The organism is Enterobacter sp. N5-15 (assembly GCF_057221635.1).
Map to the genome: position 1 here is coordinate 329,978 of NZ_CM170150.1, position 26,182 is coordinate 356,159.

Here is a 26,182-nt window from a genome sequence, read left to right on the forward strand (position 1 = left end):
AACAATGATCTACTTACGCAAAGCAAACGAACGTGGTCACGCGAATCATGGCTGGCTGGACTCATGGCATTCATTCTCGTTTGCCGACTACTACGACCCGAACTTCATGGGCTTCTCCGCACTGCGCGTGATTAACGACGACGTGATTGATGCAGGCCAGGGCTTCGGTACCCACCCGCACAAAGACATGGAAATCCTGACCTATGTGCTGGAGGGGGCGGTTGAGCACCAGGACAGCATGGGCAACAAAGAGCAGGTTCCGGCGGGCGAGTTCCAGATTATGAGCGCGGGTACCGGGGTGCGTCACTCCGAGTACAACCCGAGCAAAACGGAAAAACTGCACCTGTATCAAATCTGGATCATTCCAGAAGAGACCGGCATCACGCCGCGCTACGAGCAGCGCCGCTTCGACGCGAAACAGGGCAAACAGCTGGTGCTGTCCCCGGATGCGCGTGAAGGCTCCCTGAAGGTGCATCAGGATATGGAGCTGTACCGCTGGGCGCTGGCGAAAGACGAACAGTCTGTCCATCAGATTGCCGCCAACCGCCGCGTCTGGATCCAGGTGGTGAAAGGTGAAGTGTCCATCAACGGCACCAAAGCAACCACCGCCGATGGTCTGGCCATCTGGGATGAGCAGGCGCTCTCCGTGCACGCCGACAGCGAAAGTGAAATCCTGCTGTTTGACCTGCCGCCGGTATAAATAATTACTCAACCTTCCCTTTAAACGGGGAAGGTTGAGCTTTGTCCGTGATAAACTGAGCAAATCTCTCACTTCAAGATTTCTCAGGACGATGAAAAAGAAACGCCCCGTACTTCAGGATGTCGCCGATCGCGTCGGTGTGACCAAAATGACGGTCAGCCGTTTTTTACGTAACCCGGAGCAGGTTTCCGTGGCGTTACGTGGCAAGATTGCCGCTGCCCTTGATGAACTGGGTTATATCCCCAACCGCGCACCCGATATTCTCTCCAATGCGACCAGCCGTGCGGTGGGCGTCCTGCTTCCTTCCCTGACCAACCAGGTTTTCGCCGAAGTATTACGAGGAATCGAAAGCGTCACCGATGCTTTTGGCTATCAGACCATGCTCGCCCACTACGGGTACAAGCCGGAACTGGAAGAGGAGCGTCTTGAATCGATGCTTTCCTGGAACATCGACGGCCTGATTTTAACCGAACGTACCCACACTGCCCGCACGCTCAAAATGATCGAAGTGGCCGGTATCCCGGTGGTGGAGCTGATGGACAGCCAGTCGCCGTGCCTCGACATCGCCGTTGGGTTCGATAACTTCGAAGCGGCGCGCCAGATGACGGCGGCCATCATCGCCCGTGGGCATCGTCATATCGCCTATCTGGGTGCGCGTCTGGATGAACGTACTATCATCAAACAGAAGGGATACGAGCAGGCGATGCTCGACGCGAACTTAACCCCGTACAGCGTGATGGTGGAGCAGTCCTCTTCCTATACGTCGGGTATTGAGCTGATGCGTCAGGCACGACGCGAGTATCCGCAACTGGACGGTATTTTCTGCACCAACGATGACCTTGCGGTCGGCGCGGCGTTTGAGTGTCAGCGTCTGGGGCTTAAGATCCCGGACGATATGGCGATTGCCGGTTTCCACGGCCACGACATCGGCCAGGTGATGGAGCCGCGTCTGGCGAGCGTCCTGACCCCGCGTGAACGTATGGGCCGCATTGGCGCAGAACGCCTGCTGGCGCGCATTCGTGGCGAGACGGTTACCCCGAAAATGTTAGATTTAGGTTTCACCTTGTCACCGGGTGGATCTATTTGAACTGACAAATTTGAAGTAGCTCACACTTATTCACTTCGCGCACGTTTGGATATTGCTTCTCTTTTGCCCCGGCAGGACAATGTTACCGATAACTGTTACCCGTAACAATTGACTGAGGGACACCCTTTGAGCACGACTAATCACGATCACCACGTCTACGTCCTGATGGGCGTTTCCGGTAGCGGGAAATCAGCCGTAGCCAGCGAAGTGGCGCATCAACTCCAGGCTGCGTTCCTTGATGGCGACTTCCTCCATCCGCGCAGTAACATCATGAAAATGGCCTCCGGCGAGCCGCTGAACGACGACGACCGCAAACCGTGGTTGCAGGCGCTGAATGACGCCGCGTTCGCTATGCAGCGCACTAACAAAGTCTCCCTGATCGTCTGCTCTGCGCTGAAAAAAACCTATCGCGACCTGCTGCGCGACGGCAACCCGAACCTCTCTTTCATCTACCTGAAAGGGGATTTCGAGGTGATTGAAAGCCGTCTGAAGGCGCGTAAAGGTCACTTCTTCAAAACCCAGATGCTGGTGACGCAGTTCGAAGCGCTGCAGGAGCCGGGTGAAGATGAGAAAGACGTCTTAGTGGTTGATATCGATCAGTCACTGGAAGGTGTTGTTGCCAGCACCATCGAGGTCATTAATAAAAGGCAGTAAGTTTTGAGTACATTAACGCTAGTTTTGACAGCAGTGGGTTCCGTATTGCTGCTGCTGTTTTTAGTGATGAAGGCGCGTATGCACGCTTTTGTTGCTTTGATGGTGGTTTCTATAGGTGCAGGTCTCTTTTCCGGTATGCCGCTCGACAAGATCGCCGCGACGATGGAAAAAGGGATGGGCGGTACGCTGGGCTTCCTGGCGATTGTGGTGGCCCTTGGCGCGATGTTTGGCAAGATTTTGCACGAGACGGGCGCGGTCGACCAGATTGCCGTCAAAATGCTGAAATCCTTCGGCCACAGCCGTGCGCACTACGCGATTGGCCTGGCTGGCCTGATTTGCGCGCTGCCGCTGTTCTTCGAAGTGGCCGTTGTGCTGCTGATAAGCGTCGCGTTCTCCATGGCGCGCCATACCGGCACTAACCTCGTGAAGCTGGTTATTCCGCTGTTTGCGGGCGTGGCGGCGGCCGCAGCGTTTCTGCTGCCTGGGCCTGCGCCGATGCTGCTGGCGTCCCAGATGCACGCTGACTTTGGCTGGATGATCCTGATCGGCCTGTGCGCGGCAATTCCGGGGATGATTATTGCCGGTCCGCTGTGGGGCAACTTCATCAGCCGTTACGTTGAGCTGCACATTCCGGATGACGTCACCGAGCCGCACCTGGGCGAGGGCAAAATGCCGTCCTTCGGCTTCAGCCTGTCGCTGATCCTGCTCCCGCTGGTTCTCGTGGGTCTGAAAACCATCGCCGCGCGCTTTGTGCCGGTGGGTTCCAGCGCCTACGAATGGTTCGAGTTCATCGGTCACCCGTTCACGGCGATCCTGGTGGCCTGTCTGGTGGCGATTTACGGCCTGGCGATGCGTCAGGGAATGCCAAAAGACCGGGTGATGGAGATCTGCGGTGCCGCGCTGCAGCCTGCGGGTATTATCCTGCTGGTGATCGGTGCCGGCGGCGTGTTCAAGCAGGTGCTGGTGGATTCCGGCGTGGGTCCGGCTCTGGGCGAAGCGCTGACCGGGATGGGCCTGCCGATTGCGGTAACCTGCTTCGTACTGGCCGCGGCGGTGCGTATCATCCAGGGTTCCGCAACCGTGGCGTGTTTAACCGCCGTGGGTCTGGTGATGCCGGTGATTGAACAGCTGAACTACTCCGGTGCGCAGATGGCCGCGCTGTCTATCTGTATCGCGGGCGGTTCGATTGTGGTCTCTCACGTTAACGACGCAGGCTTCTGGCTGTTCGGTAAATTTACCGGTGCCACCGAAGCGCAAACCCTGAAAACCTGGACGCTGATGGAAACCATCCTCGGCACAACGGGTGCGATTGTCGGGATGATTGCCTTTACGCTGCTGAGCTGAATGCGGTGAAGTAACAAGGCTCAAAAATAAGGCCCGGTAGCGTTAGCGCTTACCGGGCCTTTATATTATGCAGAACGCCAGGCCGGGTCAGGTGAAGCCACCACCCGGCTTTTTCACATCACTCGCCCTGCGTCGCGCTCTCAATCGTCAAACGCACATCCGAGGTGATCAGCTCTGCCAGCATCTGGTACACCTTCAGCGTCTCTTCCGGCTCGGCATCGCCCGTATCGCTGATGAAGCCTTCGTCACGCAGCGTCAGCACCAGAGAGCTGAAGACCGCTTTGTCGAAGAATTCAGGGGCGTTAATGCCGTGCAGAACGGACAGGCGCTGTGCCAGCGTCCGGCTCTCTTTCTCCAGCGTACCGCGGTTGATAGACGGGTTCGCACTCAGCAGCCAGAACGTAATGGCGTAGCGCTGCAGCGTTTCGCGCGCGCCGGCCGCTAGCAGTTGCAGGGTGCGGGAGCGTGACGGATTGATGTGTAGCTCGTCGTTCGAGACGGTAATCAGCCCCTGACGACGCAGCTCTTCCGTCAGTTTATCCAGCTCGGCTGCCAGCTCATCCTTGCTCCAGCGCAGGAACAGCTCCGCTTTCAGCATCGGGTAGAGCGTATCAACGTGACGCAAAAGTTCCTGACGCGAGATACGGCGATGCTGGGTGATGATGGCCGCCATGAGCGACGGCAGCATCAGCATATGGGTGATGTTGTTGCGGTAGTAGGTCATCAGCACTGCCTGCTCGCGCGGCAGAATGATGATGTCGCCGATCGTGTCCTTTTCGACTTCAAACTTGTTCATCTGCAACGCGTGATCGATAAGCTCACTGGCGGTAGCAGAAGGCACGGTTGAATCAACGGAATACGGTACGTTGCGCATCATGTCCAGATAGCAATCCAGCTGCTCCGTGAGCTGTTCACGGGTCAGCGAGCGCTGACGCGAAGCCAGAAGCGCCGTACAGCACAGGTTCATGGCGTTAGCCGCACCGGCGTTGTTAATGCGCACCATCAGCTCGGACGCGATGCCGTTGACCGTTGGCGTCAGCCAGGCCGGACGAATTGCTTCGATAGGATCGATGGATTCGCGCCACTCGGGAACGTGATGGTTCAGGTACGTCATCAGCGGCATCGGTTCGCCGAAGTTCACGTAGCCCTGACCGAGATTGCGTAGCTTGCTCAAGCCGCGCAGCATCTGCGGCAGGCTCTCTTTCTCTTTGGTCGCACCGCGCAGCTCTTTGGCGTACGTGCCCACTTCCATCACGTGCTCATAGCCAATGTAGATTGGCACCAGCGTGATTGGACGGGTTCCTCCGCGCAGCATCGCCTGGATGGTCATCGACAGCGTGCCGGTCTTCGGATCGAGCAGACGTCCGGTACGGGAACGACCGCCCTCGACGAAGTACTCCACGGAATAGCCGCGGCTGAACAGCTCGCCCAGATACTCGCGGAACACGGTGGAGTAGAGCTTGTTGCCCTTGAAGGTACGACGGATAAAGAAGGCGCCCAGGCGGCGGAAAATCGGGCCTGCTGGCCAGAAATTCAGGTTGATACCGGCAGCAATGTGCGGCGGTACCAGCCCCTGGTGATAGAGCACGTAGGAAAGAAGCAGGTAGTCCATGTGGCTGCGGTGGCAGGGAACATAGACGATCTCATGGCCATCATGCGCCAGTTGACGTACACGCTCGGCGTTATGAACGTTGATGCCCTGGTAGAGGCGGTTCCAGGTAAAGCCGAGAATGCGATCGGACAGGCGAATCATCTCGTAAGAGAAGTTCGCTGCAATCTCTTCCATCAGCGCAATGGCGTTCTGCTGGGCTTTCTCATGCGATATTTTCTTGCTGCGCGCTTCATCTTCGACGGCGCGGGCAATCGCTTTGGAGGCCAGCAGCTTGTTGAACAGATCCTGACGCGCCGGGAGACGCGGCCCTACGGCAGCCAGGCGCTGGCGGGCGAAGTGCATACGCGCCACGCGCGCCAGTTTCTGCGCGATGATCTTGTCGGTGCCGTGCTCGTCCGCCATTCGACGCAGCGAAACGGAAGGGGAGAAACGCACAAAGCTGTCGCGTCCCAGCCAGGAGACCGCAAAGAACTTCTGGATGCCGTTAAGCATGCGCAGCGGCGGGTTCTCTTCACCTTTTTCACGGCCCGGACGACGACCAAACATCACCGATACCGGCACCATCTGCACATCCAGATCGGGGTTGCTGCGGTGCAGGTCGAGATAGTCATGGAACAGCTTGATGGACTCTTCTTTTGGCGTGTAGTAGGTAAACACGCGCGGCCCGCCGTGAATGAACACGTAGCGCGGCAGTAAAGTGCCGTCAACTTCAAGCGGTTCAAGCGGGTCAGGTAAGTCATGCGCCAGACACTGGGCACGAAGCGTCAGTAAGTCTGCCTTCGAGTTATAAGGCAAAACGTACATAATAGGACGCGACGTATCGAGCCCTAATTCCAGCGCGGGTTCTGCTGGGATAGACTTGCTTTTTACCAGGATGCTTAATGGTAAATTAAGTAATTTGTAGTAAATTCGTGGCCAGCCGGACATAAACGATGTAAAGCCTCTGGTTAATAATGCAATTGCTGCGCAAGGATAACAGAAAGCGCGCAAAATTTCTGTTGTTACCCGTCATACTTCAGGCTGTAGCGAAACGCGCTACAGCTCCTGTTACTGACGCTTTTTTTCATAAAAGGTTCTTTTAATGGCCAATAATACCACTGGGTTAACGCGTATCATCAAAGCCGCCGGCTATTCGTGGAAAGGGTTCCGTGCTGCGTGGATCAACGAAGCCGCCTTTCGCCAGGAGGGCGTCGCCGCTATCATCGCGGTGATCATCGCCTGTTTCCTTGATGTTGATGCTATTACCCGCGTACTTCTTATCGGTTCCGTGCTTCTGGTGATGATAGTGGAAATTCTTAATAGCGCTATTGAAGCCGTTGTTGATCGCATTGGTTCAGATTTCCACGAGCTTTCTGGCCGCGCAAAAGACATGGGCTCTGCTGCCGTGTTGCTGGCGATTATCACTGCCGTTATCACCTGGGTCACGCTGCTTTGGTCACATTTCCGATGAGCCTCGAGGAATAATTAAGTCCCTGGTTTTTTGTGCAGTTTTTGGTTCCAAAATCGCCTTTGACTGTATATACTCACAGCATAACTGTATATACACCCAGGGGGCGGAATGAAAGCGTTAACGACCAGGCAGCAAGAGGTGTTTGATCTCATCCGGGATCATATCGGCCAGACGGGTATGCCACCCACGCGTGCGGAAATCGCGCAGCGTCTGGGCTTCCGTTCTCCGAATGCTGCCGAAGAACACCTGAAAGCGCTGGCGCGTAAGGGCGTGATTGAGATTGTTTCAGGCGCGTCACGTGGTATCCGCCTGCTGGTGGAAGAAGAGACGGGCATTCCGCTGGTGGGGCGCGTTGCTGCCGGTGAGCCTTTACTGGCACAGCAGCATATTGAAGGCCATTACCAGGTTGATCCAGCCATGTTCAAACCGAGCGCTGATTTCCTGCTGCGCGTCAGCGGTATGTCGATGAAAGACATCGGCATTCTTGACGGCGATCTGCTTGCGGTGCACAAAACGCAGGATGTGCGTAACGGCCAGGTGGTTGTCGCACGCATTGATGATGAAGTCACCGTCAAGCGTTTGAAAAAACAGGGGAACACCGTTCAGCTACTGCCTGAAAACAACGAGTTCTCCCCGATTGTGGTCGATCTCCGCGAACACAACTTCTCTATCGAAGGACTGGCGGTTGGGGTCATTCGCAACGGCGAATGGCTGTAACCTCTTCCTGACAGGCTATGGCGCCGCTGTAGCCTGCTTCATTCTCCACTCCCGGTATTTTTCATGTCACTGCTGACGGCATCCGATAAGGCATTGTGGCGTCTTGCTCTGCCGATGATTTTCTCCAATATTACCGTTCCCTTGCTCGGTCTGGTCGATACTGCCGTTATTGGTCACCTTGATTCGCCTGTTTATCTTGGCGGCGTGGCGATTGGCGCGACGGCAACCAGCTTCCTGTTTATGCTGCTGCTCTTTTTGCGCATGAGCACCACCGGACTCACGGCACAGGCTTATGGTGCAAAAGATCCGCTGCGTCTGGCGCGCGCGCTGGTGCAGCCGCTGATCCTTGCGCTTGGCGCGGGGCTGTTAATCGTTTTATTACGTGCGCCTCTTATCGACCTTGCGCTCCATGTTGTTGGCGGCAGCGAGGCGGTACTGGCGCAGGCGCGACGTTTCCTTGAAATCCGCTGGCTCAGCGCGCCCGCATCGCTGGCAAACCTGGTTCTGCTGGGGTGGCTACTGGGCGTTCAGTACGCACGCGCGCCGGTCATTTTGCTGGTGGTAGGCAACCTTCTCAACATTGTGCTGGATGTCTGGCTGGTAATGGGCCTACATATGAACGTGCAGGGCGCGGCGCTGGCGACGGCGATTGCCGAGTACGGAACCTTTATTATTGGCCTGTGGATGGCCTGGCGCGTGCTGGCGATGCGCGGCATCTCCCTGGCGCTGCTCAAAACCGCATGGCGCGGCAATATCCGTAAGCTGCTGGCACTTAATCGTGACATCATGCTGCGCTCGCTGCTGCTTCAGCTTTGCTTCGGCGCGCTGACGGTTTTCGGGGCTCGACTGGGGCCAGAAATCGTTGCGGTCAACGCGGTGTTGATGACGCTACTGACCTTTACCGCCTACGCGCTGGACGGTTTTGCCTATGCGGTAGAAGCGCATTCCGGGCAGGCGTACGGTGCGCGCGAAAGTGGGCAGCTTCGGGACGTCTGGCGGGCAGCCTGCCGTCAGTCGGGACTGGTGGCGCTGGCGTTCGGCCTGGTTTACGCCTGCCTGGGTGAGCAGATCGTGGCATTGCTGACGTCTATCCCTGCGCTGCGCGAGCTGGCGAGTCACTATCTCATCTGGCAAGTCATCTTACCGGTGGTCGGCGTCTGGTGTTATCTGCTGGACGGCATGTTTATTGGTGCGACGCGCGGAGCGGAAATGCGCAACAGCATGGCGGTCGCGGCGGCAGGGTTTGGCCTGACGCTGCTGACGCTTCCCTGGCTGGGTAATCACGGTTTGTGGCTGGCCCTGGCCGTTTTCCTCTCGCTGCGAGGGATATCGCTGGCTTTTATCTGGCACCGCCACTGGCAAAACAATACCTGGTTTCCCTCGCGCCACGATATATCGTGACGGTTAAAGATTCCGAATATGAAATCAACTGCCGAATCCTTAACTACAATAATTATCACGTCCAGCAGAAAAGAACGTAACGGACGTTACGACCCGACGCTTAACTAAGAGGACACGATGATGAATAAAGACGAAATCGGCGGCAACTGGAAGCAGTTCAAAGGTAAAGCGAAAGAAAAGTGGGGTAAGCTGACTGATGACGATATGACCGTCATTGAAGGTAAACGCGATCAGCTTGTCGGTAAAATTCAGGAACGTTACGGCTATGCGAAAGATCAGGCGGAAAACGAAGTCAAAGACTGGGAAACCCGTAACGACTACCGCTGGTAACGCTGAATAACCCACAGGGCGGCTCTAAGCCGCCTTTTCTTTTGCCGTTAACGCGGCTTTTTCTTCACAAGAATTGAGTGGTCGTGCTGGCAAGCGTCCTGATGGCGACAGGCTTCCACTTCCACGCAGGCAGAGCACAGCCCGTGCGCTTCAATCACGTTATGACGCAGGGCAAAACCCATTTTCGCCGCCAGCGTATGCATAATATCTTCCACGCCTTCCGCAGCCTCTTCTTTCACCACGCCGCAGCGGTCACAGATAAACATCGCCGACGTGTGGGTGGGCTGATCAAACAGATGGCACAGCACATAGCTGTTGGTGGATTCAACCTTATGCACGAATCCTTGTTCCAGCAGGAAATCCAGGGCGCGATACACCGTCGGTGGCTTCGCCTGCGGCTCGCTTTCACGGAGCAGGTCGAGCAGATCGTAGGCGCTGATAGCACCCTGCTGCAGGCTCATCAGACGTAAGACTTCAAGGCGCTGCGGAGTGAGGCGCACATTGCGTTGGGCGCACAGCTTTTCGGCCTGCGCTAACAGCTCTTTTGTGGACTTATCCATGTAGCACCCCGGATGTTATAGGACGGAAAACGCCCACTTTATCATGTTCTGGTAAAAACACCGAGATCCGCCAGTCTGTGCTATACCTGACCCATTACAAACCGGGAAATAAACAATGAAAAAACCTGACTGTATTCGGCACTGGCGCGACGTTGAAGGCGCGGATGATTCGACCTATCCAGATAGCGATGAGCTTTTTTCTATCGGCGCCCCGTTGGCTCGCAAGCTTGGGCTTGGGCGCATTGGCATCCATCATGAGCGTTTGCCGCCCGGGCGCAGAACGTCCTATCCGCATGCGGAAAGCGATGAAGAAGAGTTCATTTACGTGCTCGAAGGTTATCCAGAGGCGTGGATTAATGGCTATTTATGGAAACTTGAACCGGGCGACAGCGTGGGGTTTCCTGCCGGAACCGGTATCTGCCACACCTTTATTAACAACACGGAGGAAGAGGTACGGTTGCTGGTCGTAGGCGAGGCCAACAAGAAGCACAATCGCATCTACTATCCCCTCAATCCGGTATATGCCGCTACCCGAGAGGATCGCTGGGTAGACCACCCACCCCAGTTTTTTGGACCGCATGATGGAAAACCTGGGAAAAAATAATTTCCTCTTCTATAAATATTGAGGGCCGTCACAAAATATAACAGGCCGTAAGGGAGTTTTACTTAGGGATAGAAATAGCGGGTCTTTTACTACTTATTCACAGCAATAGTTCGTTCCTGTTTGGGTGATAACAGACAGGGGTTATTTCATAACAGACTATAACGGGCATACTGTGAAAAAAAATTTTAAATTTTCGGTGGTTAGTATCGCTGTTTCCTTGTTTATGGCAAATCAGGCGGGAGCAGCCAATACCTGGACAGAATCACGGAGTGACGCAATGGGGGGCACTGGCGTTGCCTCCGGGAGCTATGGTAGCGGGGCGTTAATCAACCCCGCGTTGCTGGCAAAGGCAAAACCGGATGATGATGTGACGGTCATTTTGCCGTCCGTTGGCGTACAGGTAACGGATAAAGACAATCTTCAGGACGAGATTGATAACATCAACGACAAAATTAATCACTACAAGGATGTGGTTGATGGCCTCACGCCAAGAGAGATTATTACCAATCCGTTAGGTTCCATTAATCAATTCCAGGGCGCGGCCAAAGATCTGGCCGATGAGCTGGACTATCTCAAGGGCAAAACCGCACGCGCGACGGCAGGTGCAGGGCTTGCCGTGAGTATCCCTAACGATGTGCTTTCCGTGGCCTTTATGGCGAAAGGCTATGCTCATGGCCGGGTGAGCTCGTCTATCGATCAGCAAGATATTGATTATCTGCGCGGTATTCAACGAAGCAATGTGGTGGCTGCCGGTGTTGCCCTGGACGCTGCGCTGAACGGCACGGATCAGATCACTAAAAACCTCAACTCAACGGCGTCTGGCCGGGCGGCGATTGTGTCCGACTATGGTGTTGCCGTTGCCCGTCAGTTTGACCTCGGCGGCGTCCCGGTTTCCGTGGGCGTGACGCCAAAACTGCAAAAAACCTGGGTCTATAACTACACCACCTCAATCTACGATTACGACAGTAACAAGTGGAACGACAGCCGCTACCGTACGGACGACACGGGCTTTAACGTCGATGCCGGTATTGCGGCAGATTTCGGCGAACACTGGACGGTCGGCGTGAGCGGACAAAACCTGATGTCGCGCGATATCGACACCAAAGATATCCGTATCCGCAACGGCCGTACGGGAGAAGTGGTGAGCTATAAAGATACCTACCAGATCCGTCCGCTGGTAACCGCCGGTGCCGCCTGGCACAACGATCTGGTGACCTTGACCGCCGATGGCGATTTGACGGAAACCAAAGGCTTCAAGAGCGAAGACACGTCGCAGTACGTGGGTGTCGGTGCCGAGGTTACGCCACTCAGCTGGCTGGCGGTGCGTGCGGGTTATCGCGCGGACGTGAAGGGTAACGACAGCAATGTCTTTACCGGCGGTGTCGGTTTTGCGCCGTTCAGTACCGTTCATGTAGACCTGATGGGCCTGTACGGTGAAGACGAAACCTGGGGCGCAGGGGCCCAGTTGAGTATGACGTTCTAAATACAAAGGGCACCCTTGCTGGTGCCCTTTACACTTATCCGTGTGCTGCTTTAGCCAGCGTATCGTTGATCCATTGATTCACGCTTTTACCTGAAACTTCAGCGGCAATGTTGATCGCTGAATGGACTTCTGGCGAGATGCGCAAACTGATTTTTCCGCTAGCTGGTCGCAGAGGCTCTCGGCCCTGCTCAGCACAATATGCCAGATAATCATCAACTGCTTCTTCAAACGCTTTACGCAGGGCAGCGACGTTATCAGCATGAAAACCGATAACATCTCTTATGCCAGCAACATGCCCAACGAAGCACAGATCTTCGTCGCTGTAATCTATTTTTGCGGCATAGCCTTTATAAGTCATAGTGTTAATCATGGAGATACCCCTGTTGCGATGAGAAAAGCCATTGCGTCGCGAACCTGATAAACCTTCGCTTCTTTATCCGGATGAGGACGATGAAACGAAGCCACAACTCCATTGATTTCGAATCTTACCCTTGAGCCGTTGCCTTCTGAGGCTTTCGCACCCAATGCGATAAAAAGCGCTTCAATCCTGCGCCATTCCAGAGAACTGGGTGTAGGCATAGAGAAAATCAACTGCAATGTTTTTTGGTGGCGGGCGTTCAATGTTTTCATTTTTAATAGATTCCATTTTGATTTTTCTCTCCGCCAAGTAGAAATAAATGATATCATTTTTTGATATCATATCAAGCCGGATCGTATCCTTTTTGAGCCTGTGCTATAGTAGCGCCCCTTTTCCACCAGATGCTTAAAACTTCGCCATGTTGTCAGAATTACAGACCGCTTTCCCTGCACACCGTTTCTCCATTGCGCCGATGCTCGACTGGACGGACAGACACTGCCGCTATTTCCTGCGGCAGCTCTCCCGCCATACGCTGCTGTACACCGAAATGGTGACCACGGGCGCAATCATTCACGGGAAGGGCGACTATCTGGCCTACAGCGAAGAAGAGCATCCGGTTGCCCTGCAGCTGGGCGGCAGCGATCCGGCCGCGCTGGCGCAGTGCGCAAAGCTGGCAGAAGCGCGCGGCTACGACGAGATCAACCTTAACGTTGGCTGCCCGTCCGACCGCGTGCAAAACGGCATGTTTGGCGCATGTTTGATGGGGAACGCGCAGCTGGTGGCGGACTGTATCAAGGCGATGCGCGATGTGGTCTCCATTCCGGTCACGGTCAAAACCCGTATCGGCATTGACGACCAGGACAGCTACGAATTCCTGTGCGACTTCATCAATACGGTATCCGGGAAAGGCGAGTGCGAGATGTTCATCATCCACGCGCGAAAAGCCTGGCTCTCCGGCCTCAGCCCGAAAGAGAACCGTGAGATCCCGCCGCTGGACTATCCGCGCGTGTATCAGCTTAAGCGTGACTTCCCGCACCTGACGATGTCCATTAACGGCGGCATCAAGTCGCTGGAAGAGGCCAAAGCACATCTGGAACATATGGATGGCGTGATGGTCGGCCGCGAGGCGTATCAGAACCCGGGCATTCTGGCGACGGTCGATCGCGAAATCTTTGGCATCGAAGGCGCAGACACCGATCCGGTTGCCGTCGTGCGTGCGATGTACCCTTACATTGAGCGCGAACTGAGCAATGGCACCTATCTGGGCCATATCACCCGCCATATGCTTGGCCTGTTCCAGGGTATTCCGGGCGCGCGTCAGTGGCGTCGCTACCTGAGCGAGAATGCGCATAAAGCCGGTGCAGATATCGAGGTGCTGGAACATGCGCTGCGACTGGTGGCAGACAAGCGATAACTTTCGCTAAAAGTTCGTCAAATTCACCACGCCCTGCGAACGCTCGCGGGGCGTTTTTCTTTAATTACAACAGGTTAATACTGGCATGATTCTTGTAATGCCTACTGCATTACTCGGGAACTCGTGGGAGAGCACCATGCTGGAACTACTTTTTGTGATTGGATTTTTTGTCATGCTGTTAGCGACAGGCGTTTCGCTGCTCGGCATTCTGGCGGCTATCGTGGTGGCGACGGTGGTCATGTTTATTGGTGGACTGTTTGCCCTGACGATCAAACTGTTGCCGTGGCTACTGCTGGCCATTGCGGTCGTGTGGGTGATTCGGGCGATTAAAGCGCCAAAAGTGCCCAGTTATCAGCGCAATAACCGCTTCCGTTACTAAGGTATTGAGGGGTTCGTCACATACTTGTAACTTTTCCGGCGGCAGGGCTTAGAACAGAATAGGATTTACTTATCGAATCTGTCACTATGACTGCCGCTAAAGAATTCATCGAGCTGTACCCTACATACAGCCGAACTAAAAAAAGAAAGGGCTTCCCACGGGAAGCCCAATTTCTTTTTGGGACTCAGGGAATCAACAAACTCGACCCCTGCGTCGCCCGACTCTCCAGCACCTCATGCGCGCGCTGCGCATCGGTCAGCGCGAATTTCTGCGCCTCTGCCACATCCACTTTGATGACGCCGCTGGCGATTAGCGAGAACAGCTCGTTGCTGGCTTCCTCAAGTTCTTCCCGGTTGGTGATGTATCCTTGCAGGGAAGGGCGAGTCACGTACAGAGAACCTTTCTGGTTCAGAATGCCCAGGTTAACGCCGGTCACCGCGCCTGACGCATTCCCGAAGCTTACCATCAGACCGCGACGCTGCAGGCAGTCAAGCGACGCTTCCCAGGTGTCTTTCCCTACCGAGTCATACACCACGCGCACTTTTTTGCCGCTTGTGATCTCCTTCAGCCGCTCAACAATGCTCTCTTCACGGTAGTTAATCACCTGCCAGGCGCCCGCCTGCAGCGCGCGCTGCGCTTTTTGTGCATTTCCTACGGTGCCGATCAGCTTCGCGCCCAGTGCTTTTGCCCACTGACAGGCGATGAGCCCGACGCCACCCGCAGCGGCATGAAACAGGAACTGCTCGTCGGGTTTAATTTCATAGGTTTTGCGCAGCAGGTAGTAAACCGTCAAACCTTTCAGGAACGAGGCTGCCGCCTGCTCAAAGGAGATGGCGTTAGGCAGCAGGGCGGCTTTATCCGCCGGAACGTTGTGGACGGAGCTGTAAGCGCCCAGCGCAGACTGCGCGTACACCACGCGGTCGCCCTCTTTAATATGCTTGACCGCGCTGCCCACTTTGACGACGACACCGGCTGCCTCGGTGCCCAGGCCGCTCGGCATTGACGGAGGCGGGTAGAGACCGCCGCGAATATAGGTGTCGATGTAGTTTATGCCGATGGCTTTGTTTTCAACCTGCACTTCGTTTTCGCCAGGCGCGGCAGGGGTGAACTCCACCGCTTTCAGTACGTCTGGCCCACCGTGTTTCTGGAATTCAATGCGCGTTGCCATGCTCCCTCCGTAAGAAAAATATGGTAATCTTTCGACCCACTCTTTATCTCGGTAACTCCATTCACTATGGCAGGAAACAAACCCTTCAACAAACAGACTGAACCTCGCGAGCGTGATTTCCAGGTCGCAGGGTTAAAAGTCCCGCCGCACTCGATTGAAGCGGAACAGTCGGTGTTGGGCGGTTTAATGCTGGATAACGAACGCTGGGACGACGTCGCCGAGCGCGTCGTGGCGGAAGATTTCTACACCCGCCCTCACCGCCATATCTTTACCGAAATGGCGCGTCTGCAGGAGTCGGGCAGCCCGATCGACCTGATCACGCTCGCGGAATCGCTGGAGCGTCTTGGGCAACTCGACAGCTGCGGTGGGTTTGCCTATCTTGCGGAACTGTCAAAAAACACGCCTAGTGCGGCGAACATCAGCGCTTATGCCGATATCGTGCGCGAACGTGCCGTCGTTCGCGAGATGATCTCGGTGGCGAACGAGATCGCCGAAGCCGGTTTTGATCCGCAGGGGCGCACCAGTGAAGACCTGCTCGACCTCGCTGAGTCCCGCGTCTTTAAAATCGCCGAAAGCCGCGCCAATAAAGACGAAGGCCCAAAAAACATTGCCGATGTCCTCGACGCCACCGTGGCCCGTATCGAACAGCTGTTCCAGCAGCCGCACGATGGCGTCACCGGCGTGAACACAGGCTATGACGATTTGAACAAGAAAACCGCCGGCCTGCAGCCGTCGGATTTGATCATCGTCGCCGCGCGTCCGTCGATGGGTAAAACCACATTTGCGATGAACCTCGTCGAAAACGCGGCAATGTTGCAGGATAAGCCGGTGCTTATCTTCAGTCTTGAGATGCCCTCCGAGCAGATTATGATGCGTTCTCTGGCGTCGCTGTCGCGCGTGGATCAGACCCGCATTCGTACCGGCCAGCTCGATGATGAAGACTGGGCGCGCATCTCCGGCACCATGGGCATTCTGCTGGAAAAACGTAACATCTATATTGATGACTCCTCCGGCCTGACGCCGACGGAGGTTCGTTCCCGCGCGCGCCGTATCGCCCGTGAACACGGCGGCATCGGTCTTATCATGATCGACTACTTACAGCTTATGCGCGTCCCGTCGCTCTCCGACAACCGTACGCTGGAAATTGCAGAGATTTCCCGCTCGCTCAAGGCGCTGGCCAAAGAGCTGCACGTGCCGGTGGTGGCGCTGTCGCAGCTGAACCGCTCCCTGGAACAACGTGCCGACAAACGCCCGGTCAACTCCGACCTGCGTGAGTCCGGCTCCATCGAGCAGGATGCCGACTTAATCATGTTTATCTACCGTGATGAGGTTTATCACGAGAACAGCGACCTGAAAGGGATCGCCGAGATTATTATTGGTAAACAACGTAACGGCCCGATCGGGACGGTGCGCCTGACCTTTAACGGACAGTGGTCGCGTTTCGACAACTATGCCGGTCCTCAATATGATGATGAGTAATTTCTAAGGAATTCAAATGCAAGCGGCAACTGTTGTTATTAACCGCCGCGCTCTGCGACACAACCTGCAACGTCTGCGTGAACTGGCACCCGCCAGCAAGCTCGTTGCAGTCGTGAAAGCGAACGCTTACGGACACGGTCTTCTGGAGACCGCGCGAACGCTCCCCGATGCCGATGCCTTTGGCGTCGCCCGTCTTGAAGAAGCCCTCCGCCTGCGCGCGGGCGGCATTACTCAACCCATTTTGCTCCTCGAAGGCTTTTTCGAAGCCACAGATTTGCCGACCATCGCTGACCAGCATCTTCACACGGCAGTGCATAACGAAGAACAGCTCGCCGCACTCGAAACCGCCGAGCTGAGCGAGCCGGTGACCGTATGGATGAAGCTCGACACGGGCATGCACCGTCTGGGCGTGCGTCCGGAGAGCGCGGAAGCGTTTTATCAGCGTTTATGCCGGTGCAAAAACGTGCGCCAGCCGGTGAATATCGTTAGCCACTTCGCCCGCGCCGATGAGCCCGAGTGCGGTGCGACCGAGCGGCAGCTGGATATCTTTAACACCTTCTGCGAAGGCAAGCCGGGGATGCGCTCGATTGCGGCATCCGGCGGTATTCTGCTGTGGCCGCAGTCGCATTTCGACTGGGCGCGACCGGGCATCATTCTCTACGGCGTGTCGCCGCTGGAGAACAAACCCTGGGGGCCGGACTTTGGCTTCCAGCCGGTCATGTCACTGGTCTCTAACCTGATTGCCGTGCGTGACCATAAAGCGGGTGAGCCGGTGGGCTACGGCGGTACCTGGTCCAGCGAGCGTGACACCCGTCTTGGCGTGGTGGCGATGGGCTATGGTGACGGATATCCGCGTGCCGCACCGTCGGGTACGCCGGTTCTGGTCAACGGTCGCGAGGTGAAGATTGTTGGCCGCGTGGCGATGGACATGATTTGTGTCGATCTGGGGCCTGAAGCCCAGGATAAGCCAGGCGACGATGTCGTGATGTGGGGAGAGGGCCTGCCCGTTGAACGCATTGCTGAAATCACGAAAGTAAGTGCTTACGAACTTATCACGCGCCTGACGTCAAGGGTAGCGATGAAGTACATTGATTGAGACTCGCATAGAGTAGTCCAACGGCATAAGCTGCCGTTGGACGCGTAACGCTTATTTCAACACGTTATAGATCGCCTGATTAGTCAAATAATCCGACGCTAGCCCTGACTCCGGACTGAAGCGGGAACCCTGGATGGACGAGAACCGTTTTCCAGTGCTGCCCAGCGAGACATAGCGTTCCCCTCCATCGTTTTCCGAAATGGTGTACACCGTTTTCTGCATCTCGGCGAATAGCGGAGCGTTACGCTGAATGGTCTGATGCAATTCCAGCAGCTGCACCCCATCCAGATTGAGCTTTTTATCCAGCGTGACGCCCCATCTTTGCAGGCAGACTTCGGCGAAATGGCGCACTATTGTGCCGGGTTCATGGACTACTTTTTCCCCGCTATTCCCATTGGCCGAAGCATTCCCCACCAGCGTAGCGTGGCGGCCAGACATGGGGTAAATATGTACTTTTGTTGCGCTATCGGTCTGTGGAATGACGCACGAGAAACCTTTTGACCGCTCATGTCTGGCGTAGAAAGCCACATACTCCTTAACGTTGCTACCCAGAGTGACTTTTTCCGTCTGGAAATTACCCATGCCCGGGACCGGATCGACCGCAAAAATATTCACCGGGATCGTCGTTAAAAGGGGATCGGCCAACATTGCATTGGCAAGCATATGGCAGCTAATTCCTCCCCGGCTCCACCCAACAAGATTCACCTGAGTGGGCAGGATCTGCCCCTGACGGAAGGTTTTGATGATTTGCTGCTGCAGCGCCTGCTGGGTCACTTTACGATCGCCATAGTCATATTTACGCCACCAAAAAGAACCGGTAACCTCAACGTCCTGAATCGGCACGCCCGCCTTTTTGAGCTGTTCGTAGTTTTCTTTTGTGAGCTTCTCACGCTGCCAGTCAACGTGGCCTTTGATAATATTGATCGCGTGCTGAACATTTTCATTCCAGCCGCTGCCCAGAAGCTGGGCGCGAAGCTGAGAATATTCTCCGCTTTTGACCCAAAGCTCATCGCTTTGTAGATTGCCGCTTCCCGGGCCATCAAGAATGACCCATTCGGCGAACTCTTTACCCTTGTTATTGGCAGCCAGAGAAGAGATGAGTTCGCCGTTCCAGTAATTAGCATGAGACTCATCAAATTTATTAGATCCAGTACCACAGAAATACACTGTTAGTATTGTCATAAATGACCTCATTGAAATATTAATATGTAGGTGGATGACACGCGTGCAGTTAAATAATACGTGTCAGCAATATTTCGGGGAATATGCTATTGAGCCCAGGCTATTTTTGATAACGATAAGATCGTTCTTAATTAAACATAGCTATGTTTAATGTGTAGTACTGCTTAACTTTTTGCTTAGGGTATATGACATTCGCCTTATGCCGAATGCTGTTTTTACAGTTTTGCAATAGCACGCATACTTAATTTCGGAATAAGTAGGTTGAATAATCTAAGAAAATAGATTTCACACGGGGTTATGCTACGATGAATATATTAATGATCGATGAATTACCGATCTTCATTCACGGTATGAAAACAGAGCTGGAACGCGTAATGCCGGAATGCACTGTTTTTGCAGCGAACAATTTTGAGGATGCACACGCAATTTTAACCGCTATGCCGGTCAGCATTATTTTGCTGGATGGTGAAATGAAGTGCCGTGATTTTATCACTAGTTTGATGACAAACTGGCCTGAGCTACCGATCGTGGTAATGTTACGAAAAGCGACGGATAAGATATTCAACTTCTACATCCGCCAAAGCATTAAGGGTATTTTTACCAAGGATCTACCCGCCGAAAAAATCAGCCAGATACTTAGCATGGTCTCCTCGGGGGTGGTCTGCTTTCCGGAACAAGCAGTGGTCCAGCGAGAACAACCCACTGGCGGTTTGCCGATCCACTCCCTGAGTCGTCGGCAGAAGGAGGTTCTCAAGCTGCTGGCTAATGGAGGAACAAATAAGCAGATCAGCAGGCAATTGAATATCAGTGCAGGTACGGTCAAAGTGCATCTGGAATCCATCTTTCACCGATTACAGGTCAACAATCGGACTCAGGCCGCAATGCTCTATTTTAAATATATGGCTAATTAGGCAATTTTCAGCAAAACGAAGGGCTGCAGTCAAAACGCGTTAAGAGAAAAGCGCAACAGCAGACTTCTGTTGCGCTTTGTTTTTTTAACGGTACTGAGATTTAAAATAATATATCACCACTACCAGCGTTCCGAAGTCCTGCAATAGCCAGAACGGAAAGCTGTCACTCAGTATATCAGCGCCGGTAAGAATAAATTTCATGTTTAAGCTGCTCTCACCAAAAAAACCAAAGGCAAGGGCGGCTAAGCCGATTTTACACATTACCGGCAGGGCATGGACTCGTCGACTATAGGCGGCAAACAAAATCAGCAGCGATGTAACCAGGTCGACGAAGATAATAAAGGGGAGCACCCAGCCATTCATCATGTTAAGCATTTATTCTCCATCGGGTTTGTTGTGGGTTAAATCAGGCGGAGAAAGTGACTCATGTCTGACTTTACTTTTGATGACGCTTGCAACATCAAAAATATCGCGCTGTTCATGCCGGCGGAAAAAGTTTGCCAGCCAGACGATCAGGCCATTACTCATTGCACCGAGGATATACCCTAAACCAAGCGTGATATCGGCCTGATTGAGGTCTATCTTTAACCAGCGGGCTGATAATCCACCTAATGCGACGGCCGCGCCCATGCTGATTCCGCCAAAAATAATGCCTGCCATAAATCGGCTGTGCTGGTGCAATCGCTGCGGTTGCCAGAAAAACGAGATACTGACGCCGCCAAATAAACCTGAAAAAGCCAGCAAGGCTTCACTGATGAGAGTCGGGAGATAGATGTCAGACATACGTTCATCCTCTGCAAGGATAAATCCCCCTGGAAAAGGGGATTTATTATCGTAACGGGCGCTTATTATTGGCAGGGATCCAGCTCAACAATATGCTGGTACTTATCGGTTGTAATAAAACGCTGTTGCCCTGACAGGCTGTAAATCAAGCGCTTAGGAGAACGATATCCTTTCACGACATCGACATCCGCGCTAAGCCAGGGCTGACTGGCAGGAAGATCGCTACGGCTGTACTTATCGCCACCGATCCATTTTTGATGGGTGAGTTTCACCCCCCAAAGCGATTCGCTTTCACTACCCGACCAGCCGAGGCGTTTGGCTTCCTCGGAGGTGATATAGCGGTCGGGCAGACGCCCAAAATTTTTTATATTACGAAGCGTTGTCGCCAGATCGGTCACGTTATTGACGGGCGGCATACCCTGAGAAGATAAAAAGGCGTTGGCTTCCTTTATTTCATCTTCGCAGGTTGGCGTGGCGGCGGTTGCCTGTAAAACGGTAAATAATGAAACAGACAGCATCGCTATTTTGACTATGGATAGTGGTTTCATTGTGTTTTTCCTGTTGAGTTAACTGAGAAATAGCTTCATTTCTGCTTCGCGGCGTCGGGTTAGACCGGTCAAAACCTTACCGCCTGCTTTATTCCAGCTTTTGAACTGCAGTGCGGCGCCCTGGATATCGCCTGCGTTGAATTTTTTGAGCAGCGTTGATTTCTTTAAATTGCCCACGCCAAGGTTGAAGGCGAATGAAACCAGCGCGTCGAATTGGTTCTGTGTCGAAGCGCTGCTCAGCAGTTTTTTCACGCCCTCCTCGGTGCGTTTCAGATCTTTGCGCAGCAGATCTTTGGCTTCACCGGTGGTAATTTTGGTGAACTTTTCCATCTCCTCTTTGAGGATCAAATGGCCGTAGCCGATGGTCCACAAACCTACGGCATCGCGATAACGCTCCAGCTTCAGCCCTTCGAACTGGCAAATAAGCTGAATGCCCTTATCACCTGTACGTTCTGGTTGTTTTTGCATTACGAAGTCTCCTCTGCTTTCGGGCGGGGAATCACCTTGTTGGTGTATTCGTCAATCAAACGCATGACGCTCTCCGGCGGCTCAAGCGCGGTAAATTGCATCTCCACATCGACGTGGCGGCTATCACGCCCGCCTTTGTTATCGCTGGAAGGCGAAAGGCTGACGTGAAAGCGGCCAAATTCGTTTTCACCGGATTGGCGGGAAGGTGCCTGCATGCCTTCCGTGCGGATCGTCAGGTTGACCTTCATCTTTTCCAGCATCAGCCCGCGCGGTGTCGAAAGTGCGACTAAGGGCAGGTCAAAGTAGTGCTTTTCGTCCAGTGCCAGCTGTACCGTGCGCGGAATCAACGAACCGTCTTCTGCGGGCTCGAAAAAAGGATCCAGTGCCTTCATATACTGCTGAGCAATCAGTTCGTTGGCCGCAGTGGCCGCGTACTGCATCCCTCGCGTAATATCTTCAAGCGAGATCGGTACGCCGGGAATATCGGCTGGAGGCGCTGGAGGCGTGTTTTCCTGTACCGGCGGCGTGCCTTCATCCTCTTTGCCCGCCCTGTTTTCCGGCTCTTCATCCTTGCCGCCGCGCAGCCATTTTTTAAAAGACATATTTCGCTCCTGAAAAAAGGGCTACCCGGGTAGCCCCTGCGTTACGGAATCGCACGTATGTCGCGGCGTGGGAGATTATTGCGCGGCGACGGGCTTGGTTTTGGCGTTGGTCAGGTAATCAATTACGCGCTGCAGAGCTTCAGGTGGCTCCTGGCGTTTAATCTGGGTATGGATGGAGTATTTAGCGCGTGTATCGGTCGAACGGGTCTGCTCCGATTTATGGGAGACCTTGCCGGTCATTTTCGCTTTGAATACGCCCCAGCCGACGGACGCTTCCACGGAGGCTTCCGCTTCGGTGCTGCTGGAGCTGGCTTCGCTCTGGCTCACTTCCAGCTCAAAGTCGATGGTGCCGTCCTCGATGCAGATGATGGGGTGGGTGACAGCCGCCAGGAGCGGAATGCTCATCTTACGGGTCACGCTGCCTTTATTGACCCCCTGTTCGTCAACCACGGTTTCGTCGTAGTCGAATTCGATCGCGACAGCTTTGCCGTCTTTAATACAGACGGAGAGCAGGAAGTCGGTATAGGCCTTGCTCGCCTGGACCTGTGCTTTGATCATCGCCTGCAGCGGACCGCCGATCATATGCTCCAGCGGCAGGGCGTTAATAACTGAACCAATAAATTGTGAATCCATGATGTGAACTCCTTGAATCAGTGAATGCGCGGTTGCGCAGGAGCCACATTACGGAAAGCGAGAAGGGGAAAATATTGGGTAAATGGCATGGCGAGAGGACGCAAAAAACCTATGCCGAACGCAGGATAATCTTAAGGGGTGGTGTTGTGTGATATTCCGGTTTATTGTTGAAATCCCTGCCTCATCGAATTCCGGAGACTCATCGCGTGTTTCAGAAAGTTGACGCCTATGCCGGCGACCCTATCCTCTCCTTAATGGAGCGTTTCAAAGAAGATCCTCGCAGCGACAAAGTGAACCTGAGCATCGGTTTGTATTACAACCACGAGGGTTTTATTCCTCAGCTGCAGGCCGTAGCCGAAGCTGAAGCGCGTCTGAACGCTGTTCCACACGGCGCGTCGCTCTATCTGCCGATGGAAGGGTTAAATGCCTATCGCAGCACCATTGCGCCGCTGCTGTTTGGTGCCGATCACGCGGTGCTCGCGCAAAAACGCGTGGCGACCATCCAGACGCTGGGCGGCTCGGGTGCGCTGAAAGTGGGTGCAGACTTCCTGAAAAAATACTTCCCGGATTCAGGCGTGTGGGTGAGTGACCCGACGTGGGAAAACCACGTTGCGATCTTCGAGGGCGCAGGCTTCAAAGTGGCGACCTATCCGTGGTTTGACAGCGAAACTAATGGCGTGCGCGTTGAAGCGCTGCTGGAAAAACTGAACACCCTGCCGGAGCGCAGTATTGTACTGCTGCATCCATGCTGCCATAACCCGACCGGTGCGGATCTCACCAATGCCCAGTGGGATGCGGTGATTGAAGTTCTGAAGGCCCGCAACCTGATCCCGTTCCTCGACATTGCCTACCAGGGCTTTGGCGCGGGCATGGAAGAAGATGCATACGCCATTCGCGCCGTTGCCAGCGCCGGGCTGCCAGCGCTGGTCAGCAACTCCTTCTCTAAAATCTTCTCCCTGTACGGTGAACGCGTTGGCGGTCTTTCCGTGGTGTGTGAAGACGCCGAAGCGGCAGGTCGCGTGCTCGGCCAGCTTAAGGCGACGGTGCGCCGCATTTACTCCAGCCCGCCGAACTTTGGTGCGCAGGTGGTGGCGACGGTGCTCGGTGACGAAAAGCTGAAAGCGTCCTGGCTTGCGGAAGTGGAAGCCATGCGCCAGCGCATTCAGACGATGCGTCAGGAGCTGGTTAACGTCCTGAAAGAGGCCGTGCCGGGACATAATTTCGACTATCTGCTCAAGCAGCGCGGGATGTTCAGCTATACCGGACTGAGTGCGGCCCAGGTCGATCGCCTGCGCGAAGAGTTCGGCGTCTACCTGATCGCCAGCGGCCGTATGTGCGTGGCGGGTTTGAATGCCAGCAACGTTCATCGCGTGGCGCAGGCGTTTGCTGCTGTGATGTAAGTACTTACCAACCCTCCCTCTCCCCGTGGGAGAGGGCCGGGGTGAGGGCATCAGGCCGCACAAAAAGGTTGCCCGGCCTTTTGTGATCGTCTTCTTTTTATTCAGCTTCATAAGCAAAAACTCCTTTCCTTCACCTCCCGCTGGGGTTATGGTCGGATAGTTTTTTGACCATCCGCTCAAATTAAAACGATAACAAACTGAATATTCAGGGGAAAATATGCGCAAGATCACACTGGCGCTCAGCGCCGCCTGCTTATTGTTCTCGCTTAATAGCGCCGTCGTCGCTCGAGCTTCTGCCCCGACGCCGCTTTATACCGGCACCACCGCCGCCATTCTTGCCGAGCAGGCGCCCATTCACTGGGTTTCCGTGGCCCAAATCGAAAATAGCCTGATGGGCCGTGCGCCAATGGCCGTAGGTTTTGACATTGACGATACCGTGCTGTTCTCAAGCCCCGGCTTCTGGCGCGGTAAGAAAACGTATTCACCAGACAGCGAAGCGTATCTGAAGAACCCGGAATTCTGGGAAAAAATGAATAACGGCTGGGACGAATTCAGCATCCCGAAAGAGGTTGCCCGTGCGCTTATTGCCATGCACGTGAAGCGCGGTGACAGCATTTATTTTGTGACCGGCCGCAGCCAGACCAAAACGGAAACCGTCTCTAAAACGCTGCAGGATGATTTCCAGATCCCGGCGACTAGCATGAATCCGGTAATTTTTGCCGGTGACAAAGAAGGGCAAAACACCAAAACCCAGTGGCTGGAAAAGAAAAATATCAAAGTATTCTACGGCGATTCAGATAACGACATCACCGCCGCGCATGACGTGGGTGCCAGAGGGATCAGGGTGTTACGTGCCTCTAACTCCACGTATCGACCGCTGCCGATGGCCGGAAAGTTTGGCGAAGAGGTGATCGTCAATTCGGAGTATTAAGTACCCGGCAGCGGGTTTGACTCTTTTTTAATCAAATCTCGCTGCTGCGGGTTTTACCTTTCGTCTTCTTGCTGCACACTTAGAAAGATTCATCTTTCATCACGGAGCAGCACATGTGGTACCAACAGACCCTGACCTTAAGCGCAAAACCACGCGGATTTCACCTGGTGACGGATGAAGTCATCGGGCAACTCCGCGACCTGTCGCGCGTCAGAACGGGTTTGCTGCATCTGCTGCTTCAGCACACGTCCGCCTCTCTCACGCTTAATGAAAATTGCGATCCCACCGTCCGGTCCGACATGGAGCACTATTTTCTGAAGAGCGTCCCGGACAACGCGCCTTATGAGCATGACTATGAGGGGGCGGACGACATGCCTTCGCATATTAAATCCTCTTTGCTGGGCGTATCGTTGATGCTGCCGATTCACAACGGGCGGCTGATGTTGGGAACGTGGCAGGGGATCTGGCTGGGAGAGCATCGCATTCACGGTGGTTCGCGTAAAATTATCGCCACGCTACAAGGGGAATAAAGATGACAATTTCGGAGATACTTCAGTACTGCATGAGCAAGCCCGGCGCGGAGCAGAGCGTCCACAGCGACTGGAAAGCCACGCAGATTAAGGTGGGAGATGTGCTGTTTGCGATGGTGAAAGAGGTGGAAGGCCGCCCGGCGGCGTCGCTGAAAACCAGCCCTGAACTGGCGGATTTGCTACGCCAGCAGCATGATGACGTGAGGCCGAGCAAGCACCTCAATAAGGCGCACTGGAGCACCGTCTATCTGGACGGATCGATTCCTGGCTCGCAGATTTACTACCTGGTGGACGCGTCCTATCAGCAGGCGGTTGAGCTGCTGCCGGAAACCACCCGACAGCAACTCTCCGTGTGACA

Annotated in this window: 31 protein-coding genes; 19 read left to right on the forward strand and 12 right to left on the reverse strand. The window is 54.5% G+C overall.

Annotation, left to right across the window (positions count from 1 at the left end; translation table 11 throughout):
- Window positions 1-4 precede the first annotated feature (4 nt).
- The 4 genes from AC2TE5_RS01520 to gntU all read left to right on the forward strand — a co-directional run bounded on the left by AC2TE5_RS01520 (window position 5) and on the right by gntU (window position 3,785).
- A complete protein-coding gene (locus tag AC2TE5_RS01520) occupies window positions 5-700 on the forward strand; it encodes a pirin family protein (protein ID WP_000639796.1) in 696 nt (231 codons plus the stop codon).
- A 91-nt stretch (window positions 701-791) separates the two neighbouring features.
- Window positions 792-1,787: a gluconate operon transcriptional repressor GntR gene (gntR, locus tag AC2TE5_RS01525; RefSeq protein WP_021242747.1), complete on the forward strand. Its 996-nt coding sequence runs from the start codon at window positions 792-794 to the stop codon at window positions 1,785-1,787.
- Between the two features lie 126 nt (window positions 1,788-1,913).
- On the forward strand, window positions 1,914-2,441 hold the full coding sequence (gene gntK, locus AC2TE5_RS01530; protein WP_008503362.1) for a gluconokinase: 528 nt from the start codon (window positions 1,914-1,916) through the stop codon (window positions 2,439-2,441).
- 3 nt (window positions 2,442-2,444) lie between these two features.
- Window positions 2,445-3,785 carry a gluconate transporter gene (gntU, locus tag AC2TE5_RS01535; RefSeq protein WP_023310036.1) on the forward strand — a complete coding sequence of 447 codons (1,341 nt, stop codon included), beginning with the start codon at window positions 2,445-2,447 and terminating at the stop codon, window positions 3,783-3,785.
- A 118-nt stretch (window positions 3,786-3,903) separates the two neighbouring features.
- On the opposite strand, the gene plsB is transcribed toward gntU, so the two are convergent.
- Window positions 3,904-6,324, reverse strand: a complete 2,421-nt coding sequence (gene plsB, locus AC2TE5_RS01540) for a glycerol-3-phosphate 1-O-acyltransferase PlsB (protein WP_213329684.1) — start codon at window positions 6,322-6,324, stop codon at window positions 3,904-3,906.
- Between the two features lie 154 nt (window positions 6,325-6,478).
- On the opposite strand from plsB, the gene AC2TE5_RS01545 reads away from it, so the two are divergent.
- The 4 genes from AC2TE5_RS01545 (at window position 6,479) to AC2TE5_RS01560 (ending at window position 9,295) form a co-directional block, all read left to right on the forward strand.
- A complete protein-coding gene (locus tag AC2TE5_RS01545; protein ID WP_023334158.1) occupies window positions 6,479-6,847 on the forward strand; it encodes a diacylglycerol kinase in 369 nt (122 codons plus the stop codon).
- Window positions 6,848-6,955: 108 nt separating this feature from the next.
- Window positions 6,956-7,564, forward strand: coding sequence for a transcriptional repressor LexA (gene lexA / locus AC2TE5_RS01550; RefSeq protein WP_024906710.1), 609 nt, complete (start codon window positions 6,956-6,958; stop codon window positions 7,562-7,564).
- 63 nt (window positions 7,565-7,627) lie between these two features.
- Window positions 7,628-8,965: an MATE family efflux transporter DinF gene (gene dinF, locus AC2TE5_RS01555; protein WP_484612540.1), complete on the forward strand. Its 1,338-nt coding sequence runs from the start codon at window positions 7,628-7,630 to the stop codon at window positions 8,963-8,965.
- A gap of 120 nt (window positions 8,966-9,085) precedes the next feature.
- Window positions 9,086-9,295: a CsbD family protein gene (locus tag AC2TE5_RS01560; protein WP_024906712.1), complete on the forward strand. Its 210-nt coding sequence runs from the start codon at window positions 9,086-9,088 to the stop codon at window positions 9,293-9,295.
- Window positions 9,296-9,342: 47 nt separating this feature from the next.
- Here AC2TE5_RS01560 and zur read toward each other — a convergent pair whose 3' ends face one another.
- Complete coding sequence (gene zur / locus AC2TE5_RS01565) at window positions 9,343-9,855, reverse strand: zinc uptake transcriptional repressor Zur (protein WP_008503369.1); 513 nt, start codon at window positions 9,853-9,855, stop codon at window positions 9,343-9,345.
- A 115-nt stretch (window positions 9,856-9,970) separates the two neighbouring features.
- On the opposite strand from zur, the gene AC2TE5_RS01570 reads away from it, so the two are divergent.
- Together AC2TE5_RS01570 and AC2TE5_RS01575 are read left to right on the forward strand one after the other, a co-directional pair.
- Window positions 9,971-10,459: a cupin domain-containing protein gene (locus AC2TE5_RS01570; RefSeq protein WP_193941032.1), complete on the forward strand. Its 489-nt coding sequence runs from the start codon at window positions 9,971-9,973 to the stop codon at window positions 10,457-10,459.
- 172 nt (window positions 10,460-10,631) lie between these two features.
- The gene (locus tag AC2TE5_RS01575; protein WP_159515328.1) at window positions 10,632-11,942 is read left to right on the forward strand and encodes a conjugal transfer protein TraF; all 1,311 of its coding nucleotides are present in this window, start codon (window positions 10,632-10,634) and stop codon (window positions 11,940-11,942) included.
- A 34-nt stretch (window positions 11,943-11,976) separates the two neighbouring features.
- On the opposite strand, the gene AC2TE5_RS01580 is transcribed toward AC2TE5_RS01575, so the two are convergent.
- Window positions 11,977-12,312, reverse strand: coding sequence for a type II toxin-antitoxin system HicB family antitoxin (locus AC2TE5_RS01580; protein WP_201268153.1), 336 nt, complete (start codon window positions 12,310-12,312; stop codon window positions 11,977-11,979).
- On the reverse strand, window positions 12,309-12,572 hold the full coding sequence (locus AC2TE5_RS01585) for a type II toxin-antitoxin system HicA family toxin (protein WP_193941028.1): 264 nt from the start codon (window positions 12,570-12,572) through the stop codon (window positions 12,309-12,311). The genes AC2TE5_RS01580 and AC2TE5_RS01585 overlap by 4 nt, the downstream gene beginning before the upstream one ends.
- 146 nt (window positions 12,573-12,718) lie before the next feature.
- Between AC2TE5_RS01585 and dusA the strand changes: the two genes are divergently transcribed.
- Together dusA and pspG are read left to right on the forward strand one after the other, a co-directional pair.
- Entirely contained in the window at window positions 12,719-13,714 is a 996-nt protein-coding gene (dusA, locus tag AC2TE5_RS01590; protein ID WP_484612541.1) for a tRNA dihydrouridine(20/20a) synthase DusA, read from the forward strand.
- Between the two features lie 136 nt (window positions 13,715-13,850).
- Window positions 13,851-14,093, forward strand: coding sequence for an envelope stress response protein PspG (gene pspG, locus AC2TE5_RS01595; RefSeq protein WP_023310044.1), 243 nt, complete (start codon window positions 13,851-13,853; stop codon window positions 14,091-14,093).
- Window positions 14,094-14,277: 184 nt separating this feature from the next.
- Here pspG and AC2TE5_RS01600 read toward each other — a convergent pair whose 3' ends face one another.
- Window positions 14,278-15,261: a quinone oxidoreductase gene (locus tag AC2TE5_RS01600; RefSeq protein ID WP_121932734.1), complete on the reverse strand. Its 984-nt coding sequence runs from the start codon at window positions 15,259-15,261 to the stop codon at window positions 14,278-14,280.
- Between the two features lie 66 nt (window positions 15,262-15,327).
- Between AC2TE5_RS01600 and dnaB the strand changes: the two genes are divergently transcribed.
- A complete protein-coding gene (dnaB, locus tag AC2TE5_RS01605; protein WP_023310046.1) occupies window positions 15,328-16,740 on the forward strand; it encodes a replicative DNA helicase in 1,413 nt (470 codons plus the stop codon).
- Window positions 16,741-16,756: 16 nt separating this feature from the next.
- Window positions 16,757-17,836, forward strand: coding sequence for an alanine racemase (alr, locus tag AC2TE5_RS01610; protein ID WP_448637970.1), 1,080 nt, complete (start codon window positions 16,757-16,759; stop codon window positions 17,834-17,836).
- 51 nt (window positions 17,837-17,887) lie between these two features.
- Here alr and AC2TE5_RS01615 read toward each other — a convergent pair whose 3' ends face one another.
- Entirely contained in the window at window positions 17,888-19,018 is a 1,131-nt protein-coding gene (locus tag AC2TE5_RS01615; protein ID WP_213329671.1) for an ENY2 family protein, read from the reverse strand.
- A 317-nt stretch (window positions 19,019-19,335) separates the two neighbouring features.
- On the opposite strand from AC2TE5_RS01615, the gene AC2TE5_RS01620 reads away from it, so the two are divergent.
- The gene (locus tag AC2TE5_RS01620) at window positions 19,336-19,929 is read left to right on the forward strand and encodes a response regulator transcription factor (protein WP_484612542.1); all 594 of its coding nucleotides are present in this window, start codon (window positions 19,336-19,338) and stop codon (window positions 19,927-19,929) included.
- An 84-nt stretch (window positions 19,930-20,013) separates the two neighbouring features.
- Here AC2TE5_RS01620 and AC2TE5_RS01625 read toward each other — a convergent pair whose 3' ends face one another.
- From AC2TE5_RS01625 to AC2TE5_RS01650, 6 genes are all read right to left on the reverse strand, one after another.
- Window positions 20,014-20,304 (reverse strand): hypothetical protein, encoded by a 291-nt coding sequence (locus AC2TE5_RS01625; RefSeq protein ID WP_213329665.1) that lies wholly within the window; start codon window positions 20,302-20,304, stop codon window positions 20,014-20,016.
- A complete protein-coding gene (locus AC2TE5_RS01630; protein ID WP_023334172.1) occupies window positions 20,305-20,712 on the reverse strand; it encodes a hypothetical protein in 408 nt (135 codons plus the stop codon).
- A 65-nt stretch (window positions 20,713-20,777) separates the two neighbouring features.
- Complete coding sequence (locus AC2TE5_RS01635; protein WP_213329662.1) at window positions 20,778-21,260, reverse strand: ribonuclease domain-containing protein; 483 nt, start codon at window positions 21,258-21,260, stop codon at window positions 20,778-20,780.
- An 18-nt stretch (window positions 21,261-21,278) separates the two neighbouring features.
- The gene (locus AC2TE5_RS01640; protein ID WP_213329659.1) at window positions 21,279-21,728 is read right to left on the reverse strand and encodes a lysozyme; all 450 of its coding nucleotides are present in this window, start codon (window positions 21,726-21,728) and stop codon (window positions 21,279-21,281) included.
- On the reverse strand, window positions 21,728-22,330 hold the full coding sequence (locus tag AC2TE5_RS01645; protein ID WP_484612543.1) for a DUF2589 domain-containing protein: 603 nt from the start codon (window positions 22,328-22,330) through the stop codon (window positions 21,728-21,730). Before AC2TE5_RS01645 ends, AC2TE5_RS01640 begins: the two co-directional genes overlap by 1 nt.
- A gap of 75 nt (window positions 22,331-22,405) precedes the next feature.
- On the reverse strand, window positions 22,406-22,963 hold the full coding sequence (locus AC2TE5_RS01650; RefSeq protein ID WP_023334176.1) for a DUF2589 domain-containing protein: 558 nt from the start codon (window positions 22,961-22,963) through the stop codon (window positions 22,406-22,408).
- A gap of 206 nt (window positions 22,964-23,169) precedes the next feature.
- Between AC2TE5_RS01650 and tyrB the strand changes: the two genes are divergently transcribed.
- The 4 genes from tyrB to AC2TE5_RS01670 all read left to right on the forward strand — a co-directional run bounded on the left by tyrB (window position 23,170) and on the right by AC2TE5_RS01670 (window position 26,180).
- The gene (tyrB, locus tag AC2TE5_RS01655) at window positions 23,170-24,363 is read left to right on the forward strand and encodes an aromatic amino acid transaminase (protein ID WP_395305173.1); all 1,194 of its coding nucleotides are present in this window, start codon (window positions 23,170-23,172) and stop codon (window positions 24,361-24,363) included.
- A 217-nt stretch (window positions 24,364-24,580) separates the two neighbouring features.
- Window positions 24,581-25,294 carry an acid phosphatase AphA gene (gene aphA, locus AC2TE5_RS01660; RefSeq protein WP_059347291.1) on the forward strand — a complete coding sequence of 238 codons (714 nt, stop codon included), beginning with the start codon at window positions 24,581-24,583 and terminating at the stop codon, window positions 25,292-25,294.
- Between the two features lie 113 nt (window positions 25,295-25,407).
- Entirely contained in the window at window positions 25,408-25,824 is a 417-nt protein-coding gene (locus tag AC2TE5_RS01665) for a secondary thiamine-phosphate synthase enzyme YjbQ (protein ID WP_484612544.1), read from the forward strand.
- A gap of 2 nt (window positions 25,825-25,826) precedes the next feature.
- Window positions 25,827-26,180 carry an MmcQ/YjbR family DNA-binding protein gene (locus AC2TE5_RS01670; RefSeq protein ID WP_023310053.1) on the forward strand — a complete coding sequence of 118 codons (354 nt, stop codon included), beginning with the start codon at window positions 25,827-25,829 and terminating at the stop codon, window positions 26,178-26,180.
- Window positions 26,181-26,182 lie beyond the last annotated feature (2 nt).

What these genes read in the sequence shown, in the direction of transcription:
- dinF (WP_484612540.1), top strand. Translation starts at nt 7,628, where the DNA reads ATGTCACTGCTGACGGCATCCGATAAGGCATTGTGGCGTCTTGCTCTG.
- AC2TE5_RS01625 (WP_213329665.1), bottom strand. Translation starts at nt 20,304, where the DNA reads ATGCTTAACATGATGAATGGCTGGGTGCTCCCCTTTATTATCTTCGTC.
- aphA (WP_059347291.1), top strand. Translation starts at nt 24,581, where the DNA reads ATGCGCAAGATCACACTGGCGCTCAGCGCCGCCTGCTTATTGTTCTCG.
- alr (WP_448637970.1), top strand. Translation starts at nt 16,757, where the DNA reads ATGCAAGCGGCAACTGTTGTTATTAACCGCCGCGCTCTGCGACACAAC.
- AC2TE5_RS01635 (WP_213329662.1), bottom strand. Translation starts at nt 21,260, where the DNA reads ATGAAACCACTATCCATAGTCAAAATAGCGATGCTGTCTGTTTCATTA.
- AC2TE5_RS01580 (WP_201268153.1), bottom strand. Translation starts at nt 12,312, where the DNA reads ATGATTAACACTATGACTTATAAAGGCTATGCCGCAAAAATAGATTAC.
- AC2TE5_RS01665 (WP_484612544.1), top strand. Translation starts at nt 25,408, where the DNA reads ATGTGGTACCAACAGACCCTGACCTTAAGCGCAAAACCACGCGGATTT.
- AC2TE5_RS01560 (WP_024906712.1), top strand. Translation starts at nt 9,086, where the DNA reads ATGAATAAAGACGAAATCGGCGGCAACTGGAAGCAGTTCAAAGGTAAA.
- AC2TE5_RS01620 (WP_484612542.1), top strand. Translation starts at nt 19,336, where the DNA reads ATGATCGATGAATTACCGATCTTCATTCACGGTATGAAAACAGAGCTG.
- gntR (WP_021242747.1), top strand. Translation starts at nt 792, where the DNA reads ATGAAAAAGAAACGCCCCGTACTTCAGGATGTCGCCGATCGCGTCGGT.
- AC2TE5_RS01670 (WP_023310053.1), top strand. Translation starts at nt 25,827, where the DNA reads ATGACAATTTCGGAGATACTTCAGTACTGCATGAGCAAGCCCGGCGCG.
- zur (WP_008503369.1), bottom strand. Translation starts at nt 9,855, where the DNA reads ATGGATAAGTCCACAAAAGAGCTGTTAGCGCAGGCCGAAAAGCTGTGC.
- lexA (WP_024906710.1), top strand. Translation starts at nt 6,956, where the DNA reads ATGAAAGCGTTAACGACCAGGCAGCAAGAGGTGTTTGATCTCATCCGG.
- AC2TE5_RS01570 (WP_193941032.1), top strand. Translation starts at nt 9,971, where the DNA reads ATGAAAAAACCTGACTGTATTCGGCACTGGCGCGACGTTGAAGGCGCG.
- AC2TE5_RS01545 (WP_023334158.1), top strand. Translation starts at nt 6,479, where the DNA reads ATGGCCAATAATACCACTGGGTTAACGCGTATCATCAAAGCCGCCGGC.
- AC2TE5_RS01600 (WP_121932734.1), bottom strand. Translation starts at nt 15,261, where the DNA reads ATGGCAACGCGCATTGAATTCCAGAAACACGGTGGGCCAGACGTACTG.
- pspG (WP_023310044.1), top strand. Translation starts at nt 13,851, where the DNA reads ATGCTGGAACTACTTTTTGTGATTGGATTTTTTGTCATGCTGTTAGCG.
- AC2TE5_RS01630 (WP_023334172.1), bottom strand. Translation starts at nt 20,712, where the DNA reads ATGTCTGACATCTATCTCCCGACTCTCATCAGTGAAGCCTTGCTGGCT.
- AC2TE5_RS01640 (WP_213329659.1), bottom strand. Translation starts at nt 21,728, where the DNA reads ATGCAAAAACAACCAGAACGTACAGGTGATAAGGGCATTCAGCTTATT.
- dnaB (WP_023310046.1), top strand. Translation starts at nt 15,328, where the DNA reads ATGGCAGGAAACAAACCCTTCAACAAACAGACTGAACCTCGCGAGCGT.
- AC2TE5_RS01650 (WP_023334176.1), bottom strand. Translation starts at nt 22,963, where the DNA reads ATGGATTCACAATTTATTGGTTCAGTTATTAACGCCCTGCCGCTGGAG.
- AC2TE5_RS01585 (WP_193941028.1), bottom strand. Translation starts at nt 12,572, where the DNA reads ATGAAAACATTGAACGCCCGCCACCAAAAAACATTGCAGTTGATTTTC.
- AC2TE5_RS01520 (WP_000639796.1), top strand. Translation starts at nt 5, where the DNA reads ATGATCTACTTACGCAAAGCAAACGAACGTGGTCACGCGAATCATGGC.
- dusA (WP_484612541.1), top strand. Translation starts at nt 12,719, where the DNA reads ATGTTGTCAGAATTACAGACCGCTTTCCCTGCACACCGTTTCTCCATT.
- plsB (WP_213329684.1), bottom strand. Translation starts at nt 6,324, where the DNA reads ATGTCCGGCTGGCCACGAATTTACTACAAATTACTTAATTTACCATTA.
- AC2TE5_RS01615 (WP_213329671.1), bottom strand. Translation starts at nt 19,018, where the DNA reads ATGACAATACTAACAGTGTATTTCTGTGGTACTGGATCTAATAAATTT.
- AC2TE5_RS01645 (WP_484612543.1), bottom strand. Translation starts at nt 22,330, where the DNA reads ATGTCTTTTAAAAAATGGCTGCGCGGCGGCAAGGATGAAGAGCCGGAA.